Consider the following 22539-nt stretch of genomic DNA (forward strand, 5'->3'; position numbering starts at 1 on the left):
GACGCCATGAGAGCCGATCTGGAAATCATCCAGGAATGGATCCCCGCTGGCAGCCGCGTGCTCGACCTGGGCTGCGGCAACGGCGAACTGCTGACCTGGCTGCGGGACAACAAGCAAGTCACCGGCTACGGCCTGGAAAACGACCCGGACAACATTGCCGAGTGCGTCGCCAACGGCATCAACGTCATCGAGCAGGACCTGGACAAGGGCCTGGGCAACTTTGCCAGCAACAGCTTCGACATCGTGGTCATGACCCAGGCGCTGCAAGCCGTGCATTACCCGGACAAGATCCTCGACGAAATGCTGCGGGTCGGGCGCCAGTGCATCATCACCTTCCCCAACTTCGGTCACTGGCGCTGCCGCTGGTACCTGGCGAGCAAGGGACGCATGCCGGTGTCGGAGTTCCTGCCCTATACCTGGTACAACACACCGAATATCCACTTCTGCACGTTCGAGGACTTCGAAGAACTGTGCCGCGAACGTGAAGCCACGGTCATCGACCGCCTGGCGGTGGACCAGCAACACCGCCATGGGTGGGCGAGCAAGCTATGGCCTAATCTGTTAGGTGAAATAGGCATTTATCGGGTGAGCAGCCCAGGCCTCGCCGATCACCAGGTCGCGGTATGAAACCCGGCCGAACCAGGAGCACGACATGAAACGTCTCGCGTTGTTTCTCATCACCGCCTGCCTGAGCGTGGGCGCCATCGCCGCCGACGCCATCAAGGGCGAGCGCAAGGAAGTGTTCGGCGACATCACCGTGCACTACAACACCTTCAACTCCACGTTCCTGACGCCAGACATCGCCAAGGCGGCCGAATTGATTCGCAGCAAGCACCAGGGCGTGATCAACGTCTCGGTGCTCAAGGCCGGCAAACCGTTGATCGCCCAGGTCAGCGGCACGGTCAAGGACCTCACCAGCCAGAGCGTCCCGCTGAACTTCAAGCAGGTAACCGAGCAAGGCGCGATCTATTACATCGCCCAGTATCCGGTGGAGCAGCAGGAAACCCGCACCTTTGAAATCAAGGTGCAGACGGAAGACAAGATCAACACCATCAACTTCAACCAGGAACTGTTCCCCGGCGAATGATGAACTTCACCCAACTCGTACTGGCCAGCCACAACGCCGGCAAACTCAAGGAGCTCCAGGCCATGCTCGGCGGATCGGTGCAGTTGCGCTCGATCGGCGAGTTCAGCCAGTTGGAACCTGAAGAAACCGGCCTGTCGTTCGTCGAGAACGCCATCCTCAAGGCCCGTAACGCCGCGCGCATCTCCGGCCTGCCGGCGCTGGCCGACGACTCGGGCCTGGCGGTGGATTTCCTCGGCGGCGCGCCGGGCATCTATTCGGCTCGCTATGCCGACGGCAAGGGTGACGCGGCGAACAACGCCAAGTTGCTCGACGTGCTCAAGGACGTACCCGAAGCCGAACGCGGCGCGCAGTTCGTGTGCGTGCTGGCCCTGGTCCGTCACGCCGACGATCCGCTGCCGATCCTGTGCGAAGGCCTGTGGCACGGGCGCATCCTCACCGAGGCCAGCGGCGAGCACGGCTTTGGCTACGACCCGTTGTTCTGGGTACCGGAGCGCAACTGCTCCAGCGCCGAACTGGGCCCGGTGGAGAAAAACCAACTGAGCCACCGCGCCCGCGCCATGGCCCTGCTGCGTCAACGCCTGGGCCTGCAATGACCGATGACCTCCCCGCACCGCTGATTCACGGCGGTGCGCAAACGCCCCGGACGCCGCTGCCGGTACTGCCGCCCCTGGCGTTGTACATCCACATCCCGTGGTGCGTGCGCAAATGCCCGTATTGCGACTTCAACTCCCACGCTGCCAGCCCGCAATTGCCGGAAGAGGAATACGTCGACGCCCTGCTGGCCGACCTTGACCAGGATCTGCACGCGGTCTACGGCCGGCCGTTGAGCTCGATCTTCTTCGGTGGCGGTACGCCGAGCCTGTTCAGCGCCCAGGCCTTGGGCCGGCTGCTGACAGGTATCGAGGCGCGGATACCGTTCGCCCAGGACATCGAGATCACCCTGGAAGCCAACCCCGGCACCTTCGAACAAGAAAAGTTCGTCGCCTACCGGGCCTTGGGCATCAATCGCCTGTCCATCGGCGTCCAGAGCTTCCAGCAGGCCAAGCTCGAGGCCCTGGGACGGATCCACAACGGCGATGAGGCGGTGCGCGCCGCCGGAATGGCCCGCCAGGCCGGGTTCGATAACTTCAACCTGGACCTGATGCATGGCCTGCCCGACCAGTCCCTGGACGACGCCCTGAGCGACCTGCGCCAGGCCATCGCCCTGAAGCCGACCCACCTGTCCTGGTACCAACTGACGCTGGAGCCGAACACGGTGTTCTGGAACCAGCCACCGACCTTGCCGGAAGACGACACCCTGTGGGACATCCAGGAAGCGGGGCAAGCGCTGCTGGCCGAGCATGGCTACGTGCAATACGAGGTCTCGGCCTACGCCCAACCCGGCCGGGCGGCACGGCACAACCTCAATTACTGGAGCTTCGGTGACTTCATCGGCATCGGCGCCGGCGCCCACGGCAAGCTCAGCCATCCGGACGGTCGCATCGTGCGCACCTGGAAGACGCGCCTGCCCAAGGACTACCTCAACCCGGCCAAACGTTTTCTGGCCGGCGAGAAAGTCCTGGCCAATGAAGAGCTGCCGTTCGAGTTCCTGATGAACGCCCTGCGCCTGACCGAAGGCGTGGAAGCGCGGCTCTACCCGGAGCGCACGGGACTGCCCCTGCAAAGCCTCGCCGAAGGCCGGCGCGAGGCCGAACAAAGCGGGTTGTTGCAGGTCGAACCGTCACGTCTGGCGGCCACCGAACGCGGGCAACTGTTTCTCAACGACCTGCTGCAGAAGTTTCTGAGCTGATCAACACAAGGAAATCGAATGGATCTGGTACTCGACCTGCTCGCCACCGTGTCCCGCTGGAGCCGCAGCAACCTGTCGGAAATCTCCCTGGCCCTGGTCGGTTGCCTGCTGGTGCTGTTTGGCGCCGACATCAAGGGCTGGATCGAACAGCGCCTGGGCAGCATCGCCGGCGCCTTGCGCGTCCCGCTGATCGCCCTGCTGTGCATGATCGGCAGCGGTGCCGCGCTGATCTATGCCACGCCCTGGGTCGTCCGGGGCTTGAGCCAGTTCAACAACTACAGCCTGGCACCGGTGTTGCTGGTGGTGTTGGTGCTGATTGGGGTGGTGGCGGATCGGCGCTGATCCGGCCACAACCTAAAACAGCTGTGGGAGCGAGCTTTGTGGGAGCAAGGCTTGCTCGCGATGCAGGCGACTCGGTACCGAGTCGATACCGAGGCGCTGCTATCGCGGGCAAGCCTTGCTCCCACAGAAGCCCAGCTCCCACATTGGGTATTGCGTGATGTTTAAGCCAGCTTCTCGAACTTCAAATCCCAAACCCCATGCCCAAGCCGTTCGCCACGGCGCTCGAACTTGGTGATCGGCCGTTCGGCCGGGCGTGGGACGCATTTGCCGTCCTCGGCCAGGTTGCGATAGCCCGGGGCGACGTTCATCACTTCCAGCATGTATTCGGCGTAGGGCTCCCAGTCGGTGGCCATGTGCAGCACACCGCCGACCTTCAACTTGCTGCGCACCAGCTCGGCGAACGACGCCTGGACGATACGGCGCTTGTGGTGACGGCTTTTGTGCCAAGGGTCCGGAAAGAACAGCATCAGCCGGTCGAGGCTGTTGTCGGCCACACAACGGTTGAGCACTTCGATGGCGTCGCAATCGTAGACCCGCAGGTTGGTCAGCCCTTGGGTCAGCACGCCGTTGAGCAGCGCGCCGACACCGGGACGGTGGACTTCCACACCAATGAAATCCTGCTCCGGCGCGGCCGCAGCCATCTCCAGCAGCGAGTGGCCCATGCCGAAGCCGATTTCCAGCGAGCGCGGGGCCGAACGGCCAAACACCTGGTCAAAATCCACCGGCGCATCGGCCAAGGGCAGCACGAACAGCGGTGCGCCCTGCTCCAGGCCGCGTTGCTGGCCTTCAGTCATACGCCCGGCGCGCATCACGAAACTCTTGATGCGGCGGTGTTGGCGCTCTTCGCCTTCTTCCGGCAGGACAGGCGTGTCGTTCGATTCAGTCATCAATGGCTCTTACTTGATCAGACCATCCAGCGGCGAGGAGGCGCTGGCGTAAAGTTTTTTCGGCATGCGACCGGCCAGGTAAGCCAGGCGACCTGCCACGATGGCGTGCTTCATGGCTTCGGCCATCAGGATCGGTTGCTGGGCATGGGCGATGGCGGAGTTCATCAACACGGCTTCGCAACCCAGCTCCATGGCAATGGTCGCGTCGGAGGCGGTACCGACACCGGCATCCACCAGCACCGGGATCTTGGCTTCTTCCAGGATGATCTGCAGGTTGTAAGGGTTGCAGATCCCCAGGCCAGTGCCGATCAGGCCAGCCAGCGGCATGACCGCGATGCAGCCGATTTCCGCCAATTGACGCGCAATGATCGGATCATCGCTGGTGTACACCATCACGTCGAAACCTTCCTTGACCAGGGTTTCGGCGGCCTTGAGGGTTTCGATCACGTTGGGAAACAGGGTCTTCTGGTCCGCCAGCACTTCCAGCTTCACCAGGTTATGGCCGTCGAGCAGCTCACGGGCCAGGCGGCAGGTGCGCACGGCCTCGATGGCATCGAAGCAACCGGCGGTGTTCGGCAGGATGGTGTAGCGATCCGGCGGCAGGATATCCAGCAGGTTCGGCTCGCCCGGGTTCTGGCCAATGTTGGTCCGGCGGACGGCGACGGTCACGATCTCTGCGCCCGAGGCCTCGATGGCCAGGCGGGTTTCTTCCATGTCGCGGTACTTGCCGGTGCCTACCAGCAAACGCGACTGGTAGGTACGACCGGCCAGGACGAAGGGCTTGTCGCTACGAACGATGCTCATGGGAAATCCTCTGTAGGGGTGAGGTTCTTGCGAAATGCTGTGAAGCCGACGGTCTAGCCGCCGCCAATGGCGTGGACCACTTCGACGCTGTCGCCGTCGTTCAACGCAGTCTCGGCGTGTTGGCTGCGCGGGACGATATCCAGATTGAGTTCCACCGCGACGCGGCGTCCGGTCAGTTCCAGACGGGTCAGCAGGGCCGCAACGGTTTCACCGTCGGGCAGTTCAAAGGGTTCGCCGTTCAATTGAATGCGCATGCCGGATGCCGCCATCATTTTTTGGGGCTGGCATTCTAGCCCGATCAGTCTGGGGGACCCAAGTCCCTTGGTCAGCTACGAGCGACAAGCTTCAAGCGGCAAGCTGCAGGCGCCAAGCGGCGATGCCCAGGCACAACCAACCGATCAGGAAGGCCACGCCGCCCAAGGGTGTGATCATGCCCAACTTGGTAACACCTGTAAGGGTCAACAGATACAGGCTGCCGGAGAACAACAGGATGCCGATCACAAATGAAACCCCGGCCCAGGTGACAATGCGTCCGGGAATATGTGTGGCCAGCAGCGCGACGCCCAGCAATGCGAGAGTGTGCACCAGTTGGTAGGTGACACCGGTGTGGAAAATCGCCAGGTAATCGGCGCTCAAGCGGTTTTTCAGGCCATGGGCGGCGAATGCGCCCAGCGCCACGCCCGTGAAGCCAAAAAAAGCAGCCAGCATCAGAAAGCTACGCAGCATGAGAACTCCACTCAGACTCGGTCGACAGGGTCTGTATAATGGCCCGCTCGACCGGTTCGGCCAAGCCATCTCTATGCTGCGTACATTGTTTCGACGATTCCTCAAGGCCCTGCTCTGGTTCGCCGTTGGCAGCGTTGTCCTGGTGCTGCTGTTTCGCGTAGTACCCCCACCGTTCACGACGCTGATGATCGAGCGCAAGGTCGAATCGTGGTTTGACGGCGAGCCGATTGACCTGCAACGCACCTGGCAGCCCTGGGACCAGATCTCCGACAGCCTCAAGGTGGCGGTGATTGCCGGTGAGGATCAGAAATTCCCCGAACACTGGGGGTTCGACATCAGCGCGATCCAGGCCGCGTTTGCCCACAACGGGCGCGGCGGTTCGATTCGCGGCGCCAGCACCCTCAGCCAGCAAGTGTCCAAGAACCTGTTCCTGTGGTCGGGCCGCAGTTGGCTGCGCAAGGGCCTGGAAGCCTGGTTCACCGCACTGATCGAGGTGTTCTGGCCCAAGCAGCGGATCCTCGAGGTGTACCTCAACAGCGTCGAGTGGGATGACGGGGTGTTCGGCGCCGAAGCCGCGGCGCGACATCATTTCCGGACAGGTGCCAGCGCCTTGTCCCGGCAACAGGCCAGCCTGCTGGCGGCCGTACTGCCCAACCCCCGCGCGTGGAGCGCCAGCCGGCCGAGCCCTTATGTGCTGCGGCGCGCGAGCTGGATTCGCCAGCAGATGAGCCAGTTGGGGGGCGACAGTTATCTGCTGGAACTCGACCATCGGCGGCCAGCGCCGTGGGCTCAGTAGCCAAACACTGCTGACGCCTTGCTGGAGAGTCCCACAGAGTCCGTTGTGTTTTTTAGAACACAAACAAAAACGCCCCGACCATCACTGATCGGGGCGTTTTTCATGCCGCTGTCGCCGTCAGGCGGCGATCGATACCTTGAGCTTGTTCATCGCGCTCTTTTCAAGCTGGCGAATCCGCTCGGCCGACACGTTGTACTTCTGCGCCAGGTCGTGCAGCGTGGCTTTTTCCTCGGCCAGCCAACGCTGGTAGAGGATGTCGCGACTACGCTCGTCCAGCACTTCCAGCGCTTCGTGCAGGCTGCTGTTGGAGCTGTCGCTCCAGTCGGCATCCTCCAGTTGACGCGCCGGATCGTACCGGTGGTCTTCCAGGTAGTTGGCCGGCGACTGGAAAGCGCTGTCGTCGTCCGCTTCGGCAGCCGGGTCGAAGGCCATGTCCTGGCCGGTCAGGCGGCTTTCCATCTCGCGCACTTCCCGAGGTTCCACGCCCAGGCTTTCCGCCACGCGATGGACTTCCTCGTTGTTCAACCAGGCCAGGCGCTTCTTCTGGCTGCGCAGGTTGAAGAACAGCTTGCGCTGGGCCTTGGTGGTCGCGACTTTCACGATGCGCCAGTTGCGCAGGATGAACTCGTGGATTTCCGCCTTGATCCAGTGCACCGCAAACGACACCAGGCGCACGCCCATTTCCGGGTTGAAACGCTTGACCGCCTTCATCAGGCCTACGTTGCCTTCCTGGATCAGGTCGGCCTGGGCCAGCCCGTAGCCGGAGTAGCTGCGGGCAATGTGTACGACAAAACGCAGGTGGGCGAGCACCATCTGCCGAGCCGCCTCAAGATCCTGCTCATAGTAGAGACTCTCGGCCAGTTCACGCTCCTGCTCGGGCGTCAGCAATGGAATGCTGTTCACCGTGTGCACATAGGCCTCCAGGTTCGCACCCGGGACCAAGGCATAAGCAGGTTGCAAAGAAGTGGTCATACGAAAAAACCTCCGACTCACATAACTCGTGCAGTTCAGCACTGCGAAAATTGACCGGGAACCGCCAGGCAAGTTCCCACAAAAATTGAAAGGTCAATACGCGCAAAAAAATACTATTTTGGTGCAAGCTCCCGCAGGTGGCGTGCTACCGCAATCCATGCACCGATATAACCCAACAGCACCGCCCCTAGCAAGAGTGACAGACCGTCGGCGACCGGCACGCCGGCCAGCGAGAAATCGCTGCCATACAAACCGGCCAGCCCCACTACCGCATCGTTCAGCCAGTCCAGGCCGAACGCCAATACACCCCAGGACAGGATCCCGGCACCGAAGCCATACAGCGCGCCCATATAAAGGAAGGGCCTGCGTACGTAACTGTCCGTGCCGCCGACGAGTTTAATCACTTCTATCTCGGTGCGGCGGTTTTCAATATGAAGACGAATGGTATTGCCTATCACCAAAAGTAATGCAGAAACCAGCAACACCGTCAGCCCGAAGACAAACCGGTCGCCCAGCTTGAGGATCGCGGCAAGACGCTCGACCCAGACTAGATCAAGTTGCGCCTGTTGTACCTTGGGCAATTCGGAAAGTCTTTGTCTTAATGCTTCAAGGGTCGGTTTGTCGACTTCCTTCGGCGTCACCAGCACCACACCCGGCAGAGGGTTTTCCGGCAATTCCCGGAGGGCTTCGCCCAGGCCGGACTGCTGCTGGAATTCCTCCAGCGCCTGGTCGCGGCCAATGTATTCGGCGTCGGCCACCCCTGGCATGGCCTTGATCTGCTCGCGCAGGGCCTGGCCTTCGCCGGGCGTCGCCTCCAGCTGCAGGTACAGGGAAATCTGCGCCGCGCGCTGCCAGGATCCCCCCAGGCGCTCGACATTATTCAGCAGTAATGACAACCCCATGGGCAAGCTCAGCGCCACGGCCATCACCATGCAGGTAAAGAAGCTGCCGATGGGTTGCTTGCCCAGGCGCCGCAGACTGTCGAGCAAGCTGGCACGGTGGCTTTCGATCCAGGCGCTGAACAGTGTGGCGAAGTCCGGGCCGTCGTCGTCATCGCGCTTTTTCTTCTGTGGCTGCGGGTCGGAGGCCTTCGGGGCCACACGCTCGGCCACTTTCGGGCTGCGGGTCGCGCTCATACGCCAGCCTCCCCGTCACCGATCAATCGACCGCGCTGCAAGGTGAGCATGCGGTGACGCATGCGAGCGATCAACGCCAGGTCGTGACTGGCGATCAGCACGCTGGTGCCCAAACGGTTGATGTCTTCGAATACGCCCATGATTTCCGCCGCCAGACGCGGGTCGAGGTTACCGGTGGGTTCGTCCGCCAGCAGCAGGGCCGGGCGGTGGACAATGGCGCGGGCGATGCCGACGCGCTGTTGCTGGCCGGTGGACAGGTCGCCCGGGTACAACTCGGCCTTGTCCGACAAGGCCACGCGCTCCAGGGCCGAATCCACACGCTTGCCGATCTCGGCCTTGGACAAGCCCAGGATCTGCAACGGCAACGCCACGTTGTTGAATACGGTGCGATCGAACAGCAGCTGGTGATTCTGGAACACCACGCCGATCTGCCGTCGCAGGAACGGGATCTGGGCGTTGCTGATGGTGCTCAGGTCCTGGCCGGCCAGCAGCAGCTTGCCGCTGGTGGGTCGCTCCATCGCCAGCAACAGGCGCAGCAAGGTGCTTTTACCGGCGCCAGAGTGGCCGGTGACAAACAGAAACTCGCCCCGACGGACCCGAAAGCTCAGCTCATGCAGGCCGACGTGACCGTTCGGATAGCGTTTGCCGACCTGTTCGAAACGAATCATGAGTGCTCCCGCTCGGCGAACAGTGCCTGGACAAAGGGCTCGGCTTCGAAGGTACGCAGGTCGTCAATGCTCTCGCCCACGCCGATGTAGCGAATCGGCAGGCCGAATTGCTTGGCCAGGGCGAAAATCACCCCGCCCTTGGCCGTGCCATCGAGCTTGGTCAGGGCCAGGCCGGTCAGTTCGACGGTCTGGTTGAACTGCTTGGCCTGGTTGATGGCGTTCTGGCCGGTGCCGGCGTCCAGCACCAACAGCACCTCGTGGGGTGCGTCGGCGTCGAGCTTGCCGATCACCCGGCGGACTTTCTTCAGCTCTTCCATCAGGTTGTCTTTGGTGTGCAGGCGACCGGCCGTGTCGGCGATCAGCACATCGATGCCGCGGGCCTTGGCGGCCTGCACGGCGTCGAAGATCACCGAGGCGGAATCGGCGCCGGTGTGCTGGGCGATCACCGGGATCTTGTTGCGTTCGCCCCACACTTGCAGTTGTTCGACGGCAGCGGCGCGGAAGGTGTCGCCGGCGGCGAGCATGACTTTCTTGCCTTCCAGTTGCAGCTTCTTGGCCAGTTTGCCGATGGTGGTGGTCTTGCCGGCGCCATTGACGCCCACCACCAGGATCACGAACGGCTTGTTCTGCGAAGCGATCACCAGCGGCTGCTCAACGGGCTTGAGCATGCTGGTCAGCTCGCCTTGCAGGGATTTGTACAGCGCATCGGCATCGGTCAGCTGCTTGCGCGCCACTTTCTGCGTCAGGCTCTGGATGATCACCGAAGTGGCCTCGACACCGACATCGGCCGTCAGCAGGCGGGTTTCGAGGTCGTCCAGCAATTCGTCATCGATGACCTTCTTGCCCAGGAACAGGCTCGCCATGCCTTCGCCGATACTGGCGCTGGTCTTGGACAGGCCTTGCTTGAGGCGGGCGAAGAAGCCGACCTTGCCCTGCTCCGCCGGGCGCGCAGGCTCGGCAAGGGCAGGCACTTCGAGCGCAGCGGGTTCTGGCTCGACGATAGGCGCGGGAGCCGCCGGGGCGCGGGCTTGCACCGGTGCCTCGACAACCGGCTCCACAGGCACCACCGCAACAGGTTGCACCAGAGGCGGAATCGGCGGAGTGATGTGCGGGGCCTGGGCGTCTTCAACCAGCGCCACCGGTTCTTCCGCCACCGGCAGGGTCAGCCAGGTGGCGTGTTCGGCGGGCTGGGCCGAGGGTTGTTCGACCAGCGGCTCGGTGGCAGGCTCCGGCTCGACCGGTTGCAGCACCGGCTCGGCCAGCGGCAGGACGATGGGCGCGGCCTCTTCGACCACCTGTTCGGCAGCGGGCTCAAGCGTCGGTTGTGGCTGTTCGACGACGGTTTCCTGCGGCTTCTTGCGCAGCCATCCGAACAGGCCTTTTTTCTCGCCAGCCGCAGCTGGGGTCTTCTTGTCGTCGTTGGAACCAAACATGGAGGACGGCTATCTCACGGTAGCGACGCGCCACGGGGCGCCTCGGTGATAAATATTCGATGCTGAACAGACTGCGTTTCATCCAGCTTGTTCACGCGCAACAGATTGTCGAAATGTCCCCAGGACACCCCGCGGTCGTTTTTTACTCAGGACTGGCACGGCATCATCGGCGAAAACGCAGGGATCAACGGACAAACCCGCTGCTTCTGCGAAAAACCCGGACAACCCCGGGCCGACAAAAGGCCCGATAGGCGTGGCCGCCAGTAAAACGGACCGTTATCCTAGCACCCTCTCGCCCGCCGACGCTAAGACCTAGCGGGCCGCCCAACAGGTTTAAACACGAATGAATGCCCTTGCCCGCCGCGCTGCAGGCCTGCTGCTCAGCACAGTCTGCCTGCCCTTCTCAGTCCTGGCTGCCGACCCACAACCCACCCATGAATTTACCCTCGACAACGGCCTGAAGGTCGTGGTGCGCGAGGATCATCGGGCCCCGGTGGTGGTCTCCCAGGTCTGGTACAAGGTCGGCTCCAGCTATGAGACACCTGGCCAGACCGGGTTGTCCCACGCCCTGGAACACATGATGTTCAAGGGCAGCGAGAAGGTCGGCCCCGGCGAGGCCTCGTTGATCCTGCGCGACCTGGGCGCCGAAGAAAATGCCTTCACCAGCGACGATTTCACCGCCTATTACCAGGTACTGGCCCGGGATCGCCTGGGCGTCGCCTTCGAGCTGGAAGCCGACCGCATGGCCAGCCTGCGCCTGCCGCCGGAGGAGTTTAGCCGCGAGATCGAGGTGATCAAGGAAGAGCGCCGCCTGCGCACCGACGACAAGCCGATGTCCAAGGCGTTCGAGCGTTTCAAGGCCATGGCCTACCCGGCCAGCGGCTACCACACGCCGACCATCGGCTGGATGGCCGACCTGGACCGGATGACCGTAACCGAACTGCGTCGCTGGTACGAATCCTGGTATGTGCCGAACAACGCGACCCTGGTGGTGGTCGGCGATGTGACGCCGGACGAGGTCAAGACCCTGGCCCAGCGTTATTTCGGCCCTATCGCCCGGCGCGACGTGCCTTCGGCGAAAATCCCGCTGGAGCTGGCCGAGCCGGGGGAACGCCAGATCACCCTGCATGTGCAGACGCAACTGCCGAGCCTGATGCTGGCCTTCAACGTGCCCAGCATCGCCACGGCGACGGACAAGCGCCTGGTCAACGCCCTGCGGCTGATCTCGGCCTTGCTGGACGGCGGCTACAGCGGCCGGATCCCGACCCAGCTGGAGCGCGGTGAAGAACTGGTATCGGGCGGTTCGTCGAGCTACGACGCCTACACCCGTGGCGATTCGTTGTTCACGTTGTCGGCTGCACCCAATACCCAGAAAAACAAGACCATGGCGCAGGCCGAAGCCGGCCTGTGGCGCCTGCTCGACCAGCTGAAGACCACTGCCCCTACAGCCGAGGAGCTGGAGCGTGTACGCGCCCAGGTCATTGCCGGCCTGGTGTACGAACGCGATTCGATCACCAGCCAGGCCACAGCCATTGGCCAGCTGGAAACCGTCGGTTTGTCCTGGAAGCTGATGGACACCGAGCTCGCCGAGCTGCAAAGCGTGACCCCGCAAGACATCCAGAAGGCAGCCCAGCTGTATTTCACCCGCTCGCGCCTGAGCGTTGCCCACATCCTGCCCGAGGAAAAGGCTCATGAGTGAGCGTAAATCATCGCGCCTGGTATTGATCGGCGTGGCCGTCATGGCCGTGGCCGGGTCCCTGGCCTTCTACCTGGCGCCCACCGCGAGCGTGACGGCCAGCCAGGCCCTGGACAACGCCAAGTCCGGCAACAAACTGCAATCGCTGGCTGAACTGGACGACAAGGCGCCCAGCCATCGCCAGCTCGACGTACAGACCTGGAAGACCGCAGACGGCACCAAGGTCCTGTTCGTCGAGGCGCGGGAATTGCCAATGTTCGACCTGCGCCTGACCTTCGCCGCCGGCAGCAGCCAGGACGGCACCACGCCCGGCCTGGCGCTGCTGACCAACGCCATGCTCAACGAAGGCGTGGCGGGCAAGGATGTCGGCGCCATCGCCCAAGGGTTCGAAAGCCTCGGCGCAGACTTCGGCAACGGTGCGCTGCGGGACATGGCCCTGGCGTCGCTGCGCAGCCTCAGCGCAGTGGACAAGCGTGAGCCGGCCCTGAAGCTGTTCGCCGAAGTCGTCGGCAAGCCGACCTTCCCCGCCGACTCCTTCGCCCGCATCAAGAACCAGATGCTGGCGGGCTTCGAATACCAGAAACAGAACCCCGGCAAGCTGGCGGGCCTGGAACTGATGAAGCGCCTGTACGGAGACCATCCGTATGCCCACTCCAGCGACGGCACCGCCGAGAGCATCCCGCCGATTACGCTGGCTCAGTTGCGGGCCTTCCACGCCAAGGCCTACACGGCCGGCAACGCGGTGATTGCACTGGTGGGCGACCTGTCCCGCGCCGAGGCCGAAGCGATTGCCAGCCAGGTATCCGCCGCGCTCCCCAAAGGCCCGGCATTGGCAAAAACCCCAGCGCCAGTGGAACCGAGCCCGAGCGTCGGCCATATCGAGTTTCCGTCCAAGCAGACCAGCCTGCTGCTGGCCCAGTTGGGCATCGACCGGGACGACCCGGATTACGCCGCCGTGTCCCTGGGCAACCAGATCCTCGGCGGCGGCGGGTTCGGCACGCGCCTGATGTCCGAGGTCCGGGAAAAGCGCGGGCTGACCTACGGCGTGTACTCCGGTTTCACACCGATGCAGGCCCGCGGCCCCTTCATGATCAACCTGCAAACCCGCGCCGAAATGAGCGAGGGCACGTTGAAACTGGTGCAGGACGTGTTCGCCGACTACTTGCAGAACGGCCCGACCCAGAAAGAACTCGACGACGCCAAGCGTGAGCTGGCCGGCAGCTTTCCCCTGTCTACCGCCAGCAACGGCGACATCGTCGGCCAGCTCGGCGCCATGGGTTTCTATGACCTGCCACTGAGCTACCTGGAAGATTTCATGCGGCAATCCCAGACGCTGACCGTAGAGCAGGTCAAGGCGGCCCTGAACAAACATTTGAGCACGGACAAAATGGTCATCGTCACCGCCGGCCCGACCGTTGCGCAGAAACCGCTGCCGGCCCCTTCTGACAAACCTGCCGAGCAACCGCTCGGCGTCCCGGAGCATTAATGGCCCGTTCATCGAATTCCAGCAAGAAACCCACCCACAATGGCGTGAACCAGTTGCGCATCATCGGCGGTGAATGGCGCAGCCGGCGCCTGAGCTTCCCTGACGCTCCCGGCCTGCGCCCCACTCCGGACCGGGTGCGCGAAACCCTGTTCAACTGGTTGGCGCCCTATGTAGCGGGTGCCCGGGTGCTCGACCCGTTTGCCGGCAGTGGCGCCTTGTTTCTCGAAGCGTTGTCCCGTGGCGCCGCCATGGGCCAGGCGCTGGACGCCAGCAGCCTGGCGGTGTCCAGCCTGAAAGAACACCTGGGCACGCTGCGTTGCACTGTGGGCCAGGTGCAGACCGCCGACGCGTTGCGCTACCTCGACAGCCAGCCGGCGACTCTCTTCGACCTGGTGTTCCTCGACCCGCCTTTCAACCAGGACCTGTTGCCGACGGTGTGTACCTTGCTCGAAGAGCGCCACTGGCTGGCCGACGATGCATGGGTCTACACTGAAAGCGAGACCGCCCCGTCCACATTGGGCTTGCCGGGAAATTGGCGCCTGCATCGCGAGCAGAAGTCCGGACGGGTGTATTACGCCTTGTGGCAGCGTTTGACAAAGGACACTGACTGACCGGCCGCCCATGCATCGAGAGTGATCGTGCCTGCCGCCCCTGAACATTTCGTCCCCGCCCTGGGTCTTGGCAATCCACACTTGCAAACCTTGTGGGGCCCCCTATGGCGCAAAACCACTCCCATCGAGCGCGAGCGCGAGCGGCTGTGGTTGGAAGACGGGGACTTCCTCGACCTCGACTGGCACGGCCCCCACAGCGTCAAGGCCCCGGTGGTGTTGGTGCTTCACGGGCTGACCGGCTCATCCAACTCGCCGTATGTGGCGGGCCTGCAACAAGCCCTCGGCAACCAGGGGTGGGCCAGTGTCGCGCTGAACTGGCGCGGCTGCTCGGGCGAGCCGAACCTGCTGCCGCGCAGCTATCACTCTGGCGTCAGCGAAGACCTGGCGGCCGCCATCACTCACCTGCGAGCCCGCCGGCCCTTGGCTCCGTTGTTTGCGGTGGGTTATTCATTGGGCGGCAATGTGCTGCTCAAACACCTGGGGGAAACCGGCCGCGACAGCCAGTTGCAAGGCGCGGTGGCCGTTTCGGTCCCCTTTCGCCTCGACCAGTGCGCGGACCGCATCGGCCAAGGGTTTTCCAGGTTCTACCAAGCGCATTTCATGCGGTCGCTGGTGGCCTACGTGCGCAACAAACAGCACAAGTTCCAGCACGACGGGCGTCACGAGGGGCTGCAAACCCTCACGGCACTGGGCCCCCTGGAGAACATGCGGACCTTCTGGGATTTCGATGGCCGGGTTACGGCTCCACTGCACGGTTTCTCGGATGCGGCGGACTATTACCGTCGTGCCTCCAGCCGTTATTTCCTGGGTGGAATCAATACGCCAACGCTGGTCATCCAGGCCGCCGACGACCCCTTCGTATTTCCCCACAGCCTGCCCGAACCCGGCGAGTTATCCGCTTCTACCCGACTCGAACTGCATGCGCGGGGTGGACACGTGGGATTCGTCGAAGGCTCCTTGCGGCGCCCGGGGTACTACCTGGAACGACGAATCCCCCATTGGCTGGCCAGCCTGGGGCATGGGCGGGCGTAGAATTCGCCGACAAAACAATCCCCGGTGGCAGCGAAGCTTGCTCGCAAGCAAGCCCCCTACCGCTTATTCCCCTGTCGCCACGCCTCGCTGGGGATCGTTGATCCATTCACTCCACGAACCCGCGTACAGTTTCCCCAGGGGATACCCGGCCAGGCACAACGCAAAGAGGTTATGGCACGCCGTTACGCCAGAGCCGCAATAAGCCACGAGCGCGGAGGGTGAGCGTCCGTCCAGTTTTTCGGCGAAACGCTGCTTGAGCTGATCGGCCGGCAGGAAACGCCCGTCGCCCCCCAGGTTGTCAGTAAAAGCGGCGCACTGCGCCCCCGGGATATGCCCGGCTATCGGGTCGATCGGCTCGACTTCGCCCTTGAAGCGCGGCAACGCCCGGGCGTCCAGCAGGGTCATGTCCGATTGACCCAGGCGTTGTTGCAGTGCTTGTGCGTCGAGCAGCAGGGTGGCGTCCGGTGCGCCGCTGAACGTTCCGCGACGGGCGGGAGGCGGATCGAGGCTCAGGGGCAAGCCGGCGGCGTGCCAGGCCTTGAGTCCGCCGTCGAGGATAAACACACCCTCGCGCTTACCCAGCCAGGCCAGTAGCCACCAGGCGCGCGCAGCGTAGGCGCCGGGGCCATCGTCGTAGAGCACGATCTCGCTGTCGTTGCCGATACCCCAGGCTTGGAGGCGCTCTATCAGCGCCCCGGGCTCGGGCAGCGGATGACGTCCGGTCACGCCCTTGGTCACCGGCCCGCTCAGGTCACGCTCAAGGTCCGCGTACGACGCACCGGCAATATGGCCCTCGGCATAACTGCGCTGGCCGTAATCCGGGTCTTCCAGGGCAAAGCGACAATCGAGGATCACCCACCCGGGCTGTGATCGCTTCTGTTCGAGGGCTTGAGGGCTGATGAGTTGCGCAATCGGCATGGTGAGCTCCTGTGAAATCGAAAGTCCAATCCTTGGGTTTGGGCCTACTGCCCGTCCTCCAGGGTCTGGGCCAGTGGAACATAAAACTCCTTGAACAGCGCATCCACCGCCTCGCGGGCCTCGTCGGTCACGAAACCGGCTTCCAGCACCAACACCTGGTACACGCCACGCTTGATGGCCTGTTCGCTCAGGTGGCTGAAATTCTCCCGCGTGGTACACAAGAACCGCACCCACGAGGTGAGGATGATCCAGGCGTTGAGCGTCAGGGATTCGATCTGCACGCGGTCCATCTTCAGGATGCCGGCGGCGACGAAGCCTTCGTAGATCGCGGTGCCGTGGATCAGGCTGCGCTGGGAAAATCGCCGGTAGCGCGCGGCCAGGTCCGGATCGCTGTCGAGCAGGTGCTCCAGGTCCCGGTGCAGGAAGCGGTAGCGCCACATCGCGGCCAGCAGCTCCTGCAAATAGAAACGCTTGTCCTCCACCGTGGCCGCACGCCCCTGGGGAGGACGCAGGAAGCTGTCCACCAGGTTCTCGTATTCACTGAACAGCACGGCGATGATCGCCTGCTTGTTGGGGAAGTGGTAATAGAGGTTGCCTGGCGACATGTCCATATGGGCGGCAATGTGGTTCGTGCTGACACTGCGCTCGCCCTGCTGGTTGAACAGCTCCAGGCTGTTTTGCACGATGCGCTCGCTGGTTTTTATTCGTGGGGCCATGATTTGGACTTTAATTCGACGAAGGCATTGAAAGGCATCTTACGACCTATCGGTCACAGCACAACCCCAAAAGTCCGTTACGGATGCCATTTGACTTTTTAGAGCTTAAGCTCTAAAAAGCACCCACTCCAATAATAATCCGGGGCCGAAAATGCCTGCCGACGTCGCTTATCTGCAAGAGTCCGAGCTACAACCGGGCGAACTGCTCGCCCTCTTCGATGCCCAGCGCCAAGCCTGCGCCGCCCATCCGATGCCTGCGGCCGAACAACGCCGGCAATGGCTCAAGGCGCTGCATGAGGTCTTGAGCAACGAACGGCAGGCCTTGGTCGACGCCATCAGCCAGGATTTCAGCCACCGCAGCGCCGACGAAACCCTGCTGGCCGAGTTGATGCCCAGCCTGCAAGGCATCCATTACGCCAGCAGGCACCTCAAGGGCTGGATGAAACCCTCCCGACGCAACGTCGGCCTGGCCTTCCAGCCGGCGTCAGCCAAGGTGGTGTACCAGCCGCTGGGCGTGGTCGGTGTCATCGTGCCTTGGAATTATCCGCTGTTCCTGGCCATCGGCCCCCTGGTGGGAGCGCTGTCGGCGGGCAACCGAGTGATGCTCAAACTCAGCGAGTCGACCCCGGCCACCGGGTTGCTGCTCAAGCGATTGCTGGCACGGGTGTTTCCCCAGGACCTGGTCTGCGTGGTGCTGGGCGAGGCCGACGTCGGCATGGCCTTTTCCAGGCTGCCTTTCGATCATCTGTTGTTCACCGGCGCCACCAGCATCGGCAAGCACGTGATGCGCGCCGCCGCCGAAAACCTGACCCCGGTGACCCTTGAGCTGGGCGGAAAGTCACCGGCCATCGTGTCAATCGATGTGCCTGCCAAGGACGCCGCCGAGCGCATCGCCTTCGGCAAGACCCTGAACGCCGGGCAAACCTGCGTGGCACCAGACTACGTGCTGGTGCCGCAGAACCGCGTCGGTGAATTCGTTGAAGCCTATCGCGAGGCGGTTCGCCGGTTTTACCCGACCCTGGCGGACAATCCGGACTACACCGCCATCATCAACGAACGCCAGCTGGCGCGGCTCAACGGCTATATCAGCGATGCCACCAGCAAGGGCGCGTTGCTGATCGAGCTGTTCGAAAAGAACCAGGGCCGCCGCATGGCCCACAGCCTGCTGCTCAACGTCAGCGACGACATGACCGTCATGCAGGACGAAATCTTCGGTCCGCTGCTGCCCATCGTGCCCTACGAAAACCTCGACCAGGCCTTTGCCTATATCAACCGGCGGCCCCGCCCGCTGGCCCTCTACTATTTTGGCTACGACAAAGCCGAACAGCAGCGCGTGCTCCAGGAAACCCACTCCGGTGGCGTCTGCCTGAACGACACGTTGTTGCACGTCGCCCAGGACGACATGCCGTTCGGCGGAATCGGCGCCTCAGGCATGGGGCATTACCACGGGCACGAGGGTTTCCTGACCTTCAGCAAGGCCAAGGGCGTGCTGACCAAACAGCGCTTCAACGCGGCGAAGCTGATTTATCCGCCCTACGGCAAGCCCTTGCAGAAACTGATCCAGAAGCTGTTTGTCCGCTGACGCACATCTTGCCGAGTGATCACCCTAATGAACCCAAGCCTTACCGACACTCCCACGCTGTCAAGGCGCGGCCTGCTGAAATTCAGCCTCGGCAGCAGCCTGTTCCTGACCACCGCAGGCTTGGGGGCCAGCCTCAGCGGTTGCTCGCCCAGCCAACCGGCCCATGGCCTGATGGCGCTGCGTGAGAACGACCTGCCGCTTTTGCGCAGCCTCATCCCCGTGATGCTGGACGGCGCAGTGACTGCCGGACAACTCCTTGCCGCCAGCGACGCGACCCTGCGAAACCTGGACACCGGCCTGGCCCACCTGTCCCCGCCCATGCTCAAGCTCGCCCACCAACTGTTCGACGTGCTCACCCTGGGCGTCACCCGTGGACCGCTGACGGGTATCTGGGGGTCGTGGGAAAACGCCCGCGCCGAGGACATCCGCCAGTTCCTCGCCCGCTGGCAAGACAGCTCGCTGGACCTGCTGCGCCAGGGTCACAGCTCGTTGCTGCAAATGGTGATGATGGCCTGGTACAGCCGGCCCGAGGCCTGGGCGCATTGTGGGTATCCGGGGCCGCCAAGTATCTGAAAGCCAGCCCCCCAAGCCCGCTCCTACAGGGTTATTCATCGAAAAGTCATAACAATAAGAGCCCTCGAACATGCCCGTACCCGATCCCTTCCGCGAAGGCCTGGCCCATGGCTGGACCACTTACAACGGCGCCGAGTTGACCCAGGACCTGGTCCTGGAAGCGGACGTGGCTATCGTCGGCAGCGGCGCCGGCGGTGGTACCACGGCCGAAATCCTCAGCGCCGCCGGCTATCACGTGTTGCTGATCGAGGAAGGCCCGCTCAAGACCAGCAGCGACTTCAAGCTCCTGGAGGACCAGGCCTACAGCAGCCTGTACCAGGAAGGCCTCGGGCGCATGAGCAAGGACGGCGCCATCACCATCCTGCAGGGGCGAGCGGTGGGCGGGACCACACTGATCAACTGGACTTCCAGCTTCCGCACTCCCGCGCCAACCCTTGAGCACTGGGCCGCCGAGCACAACGTCAAGGGGCACGACCCCGCCGAGATGGCCCCCTGGTTCGAACGCATGGAGCAACGCCTGGGCGTGGCACCGTGGCTGATTCCGCCCAATGCCAACAACGACGTGATCCGCAAAGGTTGCGAACACTTGGGCTACAGCTGGCATGTCATCCCGCGCAATGTCCGCGGCTGCTGGAACCTGGGTTACTGCGGCATGGGCTGCCCGACCAACGCCAAGCAATCGATGCTGGTCACCACCATCCCGGCCACCCTGGACAAGGGAGGCGCGCTGCTTTACCTGGCCCGGGCCGAACGGCTGACGATCAAGAACGACGCCGTCGTCGGCCTGGAGTGCCTGGCCATGGATGCCCGCTGCGTGGCACCGACGGGGCGGCGCATCAGCGTCAGGGCGCGGCACTACGTGTTGGCCGGCGGCGGTATCAACAGCCCCGGGCTGCTGCTGCGCTCCGATGCACCGGACCCGCACGGGCGCCTGGGCAAACGCACGTTCCTGCATCTGGTGAACACGTCCGCCGGGCAGTTCGACGAGGTCATCAACCCGTTCTACGGCGCGCCGCAGTCAATCTACTCCGATCATTTCCAATGGCAGGACGGGACCACGGGCAAAATGTCCTACAAGCTCGAAGTTCCGCCCCTGCACCCGGCCCTCGCCGCCACGCTCTTGGGCGGGTACGGCACCGAGAACGCCTTGCGCATGTCCCAGCTGCCCTACACCCATGCCATGCTGGCGTTGATGCGCGACGGCTTCCACCCGGACAGCCCCGGCGGCAACGTCGAATTGCGCAGCGACGGCTCTGCCGTGCTCGACTACAGTGTTTCGCCTTATGCCTGGGACGGCCTGCGCCGGGCGTTCCACAGCATGGCCGAGATTCAGTTCGCCGCCGGCGCTCGGGCCGTCATGCCCCTGCACAGCGATGCGCGCTACGTGAAGACCCTGGCCGAGGCCCGCAGCCTGATCGACGGCCTGGACCTGGCCTTGCATCGCACGCGCCTGGGCAGTGCCCACGTGATGGGCGGCTGTGCCATGGGCGAAGACCCCACAAGCGCCGTGGCCGACAGCCTCGGTCGCCATCACCAACTGGGCAATCTGTCGATCCACGACGGCTCGCTGTTTCCCACCAGCATTGGTGCGAACCCGCAATTGTCGGTGTACGGACTGACGGCGAAACTGGCCACCGCCCTGGCCGAACGCCTGAAAAACCCATGAACGATGTACGGATAAAGACAACGAACCCGTGGCGAGGGAGCTTGCTCCCGCTTGAATGCGAAGCGCTCACAAAAATGGGTCTGCTGCGCAGCCCAGCGGGAGCAAGCTCCCTCGCCACGGGTGTACCGAACAGCTGAATATCGGGTGCATTCGCGGCGGCTATAGTGCTGTCTAATCCTACAGTCGACTTGGCCGACCGTAGCAGGCTGCGATACCATCCGACTCCCCAACGCACTCCCGCCAGGACGCCGCGATGAACCGAGTGTTGTACCCAGGTACCTTCGACCCTATTACCAAGGGCCATGGCGATCTGGTCGAACGCGCCGCGCGCCTGTTCGACCACGTGATCATCGCCGTCGCCGCCAGCCCGAAGAAAAACCCGCTGTTTCCCTTGGAGCAACGTGTGGAACTGGCCCGCGAGGTCACCAAACACCTGCCCAATGTGGAGGTGGTCGGTTTCTCGACACTGCTGGCGCATTTTGCCAAGGAAAAGAACGCCAATGTGTTCCTGCGCGGCCTGCGTGCGGTCTCGGACTTCGAGTACGAGTTCCAGCTGGCCAACATGAACCGCCAACTGGCGCCCGACGTCGAAAGCCTGTTCCTGACCCCGTCGGAACGTTATTCATTCATTTCTTCGACACTGGTACGGGAAATCGCGGCCCTGGGCGGCGATATCACCAAGTTCGTCCACCCAGCCGTGGCCGATGCGCTGACCGAGCGCTTCAAGAAGTAACCCGCAGGCGCTGCGACTCGCCCCGCAGCACAGTGCAGTCCATCGCACCCGCGTGCACTGCGCTCGCCAATGCGGCACAATTGCGCCCATACGTTTTCAGATGCCCGGGCCGAACGCCCCGGCAGGAGCTTGCATGTCCCTGATCATCACCGACGACTGCATCAATTGCGACGTCTGCGAACCCGAGTGCCCGAACGAAGCCATTTCCCAGGGCGAAGAGATCTACGTCATCGACCCGAACCTGTGCACCCAGTGCGTCGGCCATTACGACGAACCCCAGTGCCAGCAGGTTTGCCCGGTGGATTGCATCCCGCTGGACGAAGCCCATCCGGAGACTGAAGAACAGTTGATGGAGAAATATCGCAAGATTACCGGTAAGGTTTGAGCCGGGTGATTTTGTAGCGCTCGTGCCGGCCTCATCGCGAGCAGGCTCGCTCCCACAGGGGGCTGCGGTGGTTCCACCCTTTGTGTCTTGCGCAAATCCCTTGTGGGAGCGAGCCTGCTCGCGATGAGGCCATCAGCCACACCCCAGGCCTCACTCCTGCTGCTCAAACCCCTCCCCAACACACCCCAGGCACCGCACGAACGTGGCCTTCGCCGGATCCACCACCAGCGCTTTCCCCGCATCGCCCACCCCACCGCCCAGCGCGGTAAAAGGCAACGACACGACGAAAGCCCCAGCGCCGATCACGGTGGCGACGAGCAGCAACGGACGGGCGATCAGCAGATCACCCATCATGGCGTAGGCCGGTGGATTCTGGATGGTGTAGCGCGGATCGCCGCTGCCGTTGTTCGCCACGGCAGGCAAAGCGACGGTCAGCAGCAGCGCGAGAACGACAGGTCGAAACGGTTTCATGGTGCGATCCTTCGGCTAAAACAGTATGAC

At 63.2% G+C, this 22539-nt stretch carries 26 protein-coding genes; 15 read left to right on the plus strand and 11 right to left on the minus strand.

What is annotated here, in order from left to right; all coding sequences use genetic code 11:
• The first annotated feature begins 6 nt into the window (after nt 1-6).
• Genes metW through ACODSJ_RS09630 form a run of 5 tightly spaced genes read left to right on the plus strand, consistent with a single transcriptional unit; the run spans nt 7 to nt 3218 of the window.
• A complete protein-coding gene (gene metW / locus ACODSJ_RS09610) occupies nt 7-627 on the plus strand; it encodes a methionine biosynthesis protein MetW (protein ID WP_489101501.1) in 621 nt (206 codons plus the stop codon).
• 25 nt (nt 628-652) lie between these two features.
• Complete coding sequence (locus ACODSJ_RS09615) at nt 653-1087, plus strand: DUF4426 domain-containing protein (protein ID WP_489101502.1); 435 nt, start codon at nt 653-655, stop codon at nt 1085-1087.
• On the plus strand, nt 1084-1680 hold the full coding sequence (gene rdgB / locus ACODSJ_RS09620; RefSeq protein WP_489101503.1) for an RdgB/HAM1 family non-canonical purine NTP pyrophosphatase: 597 nt from the start codon (nt 1084-1086) through the stop codon (nt 1678-1680). The genes ACODSJ_RS09615 and rdgB overlap by 4 nt, the downstream gene beginning before the upstream one ends.
• Nucleotides 1677-2876, plus strand: coding sequence for a radical SAM family heme chaperone HemW (gene hemW, locus ACODSJ_RS09625; protein WP_489101504.1), 1200 nt, complete (start codon nt 1677-1679; stop codon nt 2874-2876). The genes rdgB and hemW overlap by 4 nt, the downstream gene beginning before the upstream one ends.
• Nucleotides 2877-2894: 18 nt before the next feature.
• Complete coding sequence (locus tag ACODSJ_RS09630) at nt 2895-3218, plus strand: DUF3392 domain-containing protein (protein ID WP_053148260.1); 324 nt, start codon at nt 2895-2897, stop codon at nt 3216-3218.
• Nucleotides 3219-3379: 161 nt separating this feature from the next.
• Here the strand turns inward: ACODSJ_RS09630 and trmB are convergent, their stop codons facing one another.
• From trmB to ACODSJ_RS09650, 4 genes are all read right to left on the minus strand, one after another.
• Nucleotides 3380-4105, minus strand: coding sequence for a tRNA (guanosine(46)-N7)-methyltransferase TrmB (gene trmB / locus ACODSJ_RS09635; protein WP_489101505.1), 726 nt, complete (start codon nt 4103-4105; stop codon nt 3380-3382).
• A gap of 9 nt (nt 4106-4114) precedes the next feature.
• On the minus strand, nt 4115-4909 hold the full coding sequence (locus ACODSJ_RS09640) for a thiazole synthase (protein ID WP_003177480.1): 795 nt from the start codon (nt 4907-4909) through the stop codon (nt 4115-4117).
• Nucleotides 4910-4962: 53 nt separating this feature from the next.
• Nucleotides 4963-5163 (minus strand): sulfur carrier protein ThiS, encoded by a 201-nt coding sequence (gene thiS, locus ACODSJ_RS09645; RefSeq protein ID WP_489101506.1) that lies wholly within the window; start codon nt 5161-5163, stop codon nt 4963-4965.
• A 91-nt stretch (nt 5164-5254) separates the two neighbouring features.
• Nucleotides 5255-5635 (minus strand): DUF423 domain-containing protein, encoded by a 381-nt coding sequence (locus ACODSJ_RS09650; RefSeq protein WP_489101507.1) that lies wholly within the window; start codon nt 5633-5635, stop codon nt 5255-5257.
• A gap of 73 nt (nt 5636-5708) precedes the next feature.
• On the opposite strand from ACODSJ_RS09650, the gene mtgA reads away from it, so the two are divergent.
• Nucleotides 5709-6431 (plus strand): monofunctional biosynthetic peptidoglycan transglycosylase, encoded by a 723-nt coding sequence (gene mtgA, locus ACODSJ_RS09655; protein WP_489101508.1) that lies wholly within the window; start codon nt 5709-5711, stop codon nt 6429-6431.
• A gap of 117 nt (nt 6432-6548) precedes the next feature.
• Here mtgA and rpoH read toward each other — a convergent pair whose 3' ends face one another.
• The 4 genes from rpoH to ftsY form a co-directional block, all read right to left on the minus strand.
• Nucleotides 6549-7403 carry an RNA polymerase sigma factor RpoH gene (rpoH, locus tag ACODSJ_RS09660; protein WP_489101509.1) on the minus strand — a complete coding sequence of 285 codons (855 nt, stop codon included), beginning with the start codon at nt 7401-7403 and terminating at the stop codon, nt 6549-6551.
• A gap of 113 nt (nt 7404-7516) precedes the next feature.
• Nucleotides 7517-8539 carry a permease-like cell division protein FtsX gene (ftsX, locus tag ACODSJ_RS09665; protein ID WP_489101510.1) on the minus strand — a complete coding sequence of 341 codons (1023 nt, stop codon included), beginning with the start codon at nt 8537-8539 and terminating at the stop codon, nt 7517-7519.
• The gene (gene ftsE, locus ACODSJ_RS09670) at nt 8536-9207 is read right to left on the minus strand and encodes a cell division ATP-binding protein FtsE (RefSeq protein ID WP_489101511.1); all 672 of its coding nucleotides are present in this window, start codon (nt 9205-9207) and stop codon (nt 8536-8538) included. The genes ftsX and ftsE overlap by 4 nt, the downstream gene beginning before the upstream one ends.
• Nucleotides 9204-10640: a signal recognition particle-docking protein FtsY gene (gene ftsY / locus ACODSJ_RS09675; RefSeq protein ID WP_489101512.1), complete on the minus strand. Its 1437-nt coding sequence runs from the start codon at nt 10638-10640 to the stop codon at nt 9204-9206. The genes ftsE and ftsY overlap by 4 nt, the downstream gene beginning before the upstream one ends.
• Before the next feature lie 343 nt (nt 10641-10983).
• Here ftsY and ACODSJ_RS09680 point away from each other — a divergent pair, with 343 nt between their 5' ends.
• From ACODSJ_RS09680 to ACODSJ_RS09695, 4 genes are read left to right on the plus strand one after another with little or no spacing between them, the layout of a single operon-like run.
• A complete protein-coding gene (locus tag ACODSJ_RS09680; RefSeq protein ID WP_489101513.1) occupies nt 10984-12339 on the plus strand; it encodes a M16 family metallopeptidase in 1356 nt (451 codons plus the stop codon).
• Nucleotides 12332-13822 carry a M16 family metallopeptidase gene (locus tag ACODSJ_RS09685; protein WP_489101514.1) on the plus strand — a complete coding sequence of 497 codons (1491 nt, stop codon included), beginning with the start codon at nt 12332-12334 and terminating at the stop codon, nt 13820-13822. Before ACODSJ_RS09680 ends, ACODSJ_RS09685 begins: the two co-directional genes overlap by 8 nt.
• A complete protein-coding gene (gene rsmD / locus ACODSJ_RS09690; protein WP_489101515.1) occupies nt 13822-14433 on the plus strand; it encodes a 16S rRNA (guanine(966)-N(2))-methyltransferase RsmD in 612 nt (203 codons plus the stop codon). Before ACODSJ_RS09685 ends, rsmD begins: the two co-directional genes overlap by 1 nt.
• 24 nt (nt 14434-14457) lie before the next feature.
• Nucleotides 14458-15465 (plus strand): hydrolase, encoded by a 1008-nt coding sequence (locus ACODSJ_RS09695; RefSeq protein ID WP_489101556.1) that lies wholly within the window; start codon nt 14458-14460, stop codon nt 15463-15465.
• Nucleotides 15466-15528: 63 nt separating this feature from the next.
• Here ACODSJ_RS09695 and ACODSJ_RS09700 read toward each other — a convergent pair whose 3' ends face one another.
• Nucleotides 15529-16383 carry a sulfurtransferase gene (locus ACODSJ_RS09700; protein WP_489101516.1) on the minus strand — a complete coding sequence of 285 codons (855 nt, stop codon included), beginning with the start codon at nt 16381-16383 and terminating at the stop codon, nt 15529-15531.
• A gap of 44 nt (nt 16384-16427) precedes the next feature.
• On the minus strand, nt 16428-17099 hold the full coding sequence (locus tag ACODSJ_RS09705) for a TetR/AcrR family transcriptional regulator (RefSeq protein WP_489101517.1): 672 nt from the start codon (nt 17097-17099) through the stop codon (nt 16428-16430).
• Between the two features lie 151 nt (nt 17100-17250).
• On the opposite strand from ACODSJ_RS09705, the gene ACODSJ_RS09710 reads away from it, so the two are divergent.
• From ACODSJ_RS09710 to ACODSJ_RS09730, 5 genes are all read left to right on the plus strand, one after another.
• On the plus strand, nt 17251-18681 hold the full coding sequence (locus ACODSJ_RS09710; RefSeq protein WP_489101518.1) for a coniferyl aldehyde dehydrogenase: 1431 nt from the start codon (nt 17251-17253) through the stop codon (nt 18679-18681).
• A 27-nt stretch (nt 18682-18708) separates the two neighbouring features.
• Nucleotides 18709-19254 (plus strand): twin-arginine translocation pathway signal protein, encoded by a 546-nt coding sequence (locus tag ACODSJ_RS09715; RefSeq protein WP_489101519.1) that lies wholly within the window; start codon nt 18709-18711, stop codon nt 19252-19254.
• 70 nt (nt 19255-19324) lie between these two features.
• Nucleotides 19325-20920: a GMC family oxidoreductase gene (locus tag ACODSJ_RS09720; protein WP_489101520.1), complete on the plus strand. Its 1596-nt coding sequence runs from the start codon at nt 19325-19327 to the stop codon at nt 20918-20920.
• Nucleotides 20921-21173: 253 nt separating this feature from the next.
• Nucleotides 21174-21653 (plus strand): pantetheine-phosphate adenylyltransferase, encoded by a 480-nt coding sequence (gene coaD / locus ACODSJ_RS09725; RefSeq protein ID WP_007945531.1) that lies wholly within the window; start codon nt 21174-21176, stop codon nt 21651-21653.
• A gap of 133 nt (nt 21654-21786) precedes the next feature.
• Nucleotides 21787-22038 carry a YfhL family 4Fe-4S dicluster ferredoxin gene (locus ACODSJ_RS09730; RefSeq protein WP_489101521.1) on the plus strand — a complete coding sequence of 84 codons (252 nt, stop codon included), beginning with the start codon at nt 21787-21789 and terminating at the stop codon, nt 22036-22038.
• Nucleotides 22039-22188: 150 nt separating this feature from the next.
• Here the strand turns inward: ACODSJ_RS09730 and ACODSJ_RS09735 are convergent, their stop codons facing one another.
• Nucleotides 22189-22509: a multidrug transporter gene (locus tag ACODSJ_RS09735; RefSeq protein WP_489101522.1), complete on the minus strand. Its 321-nt coding sequence runs from the start codon at nt 22507-22509 to the stop codon at nt 22189-22191.
• Nucleotides 22510-22539 lie beyond the last annotated feature (30 nt).

The organism is Pseudomonas sp. FG6, from assembly GCF_057809015.1.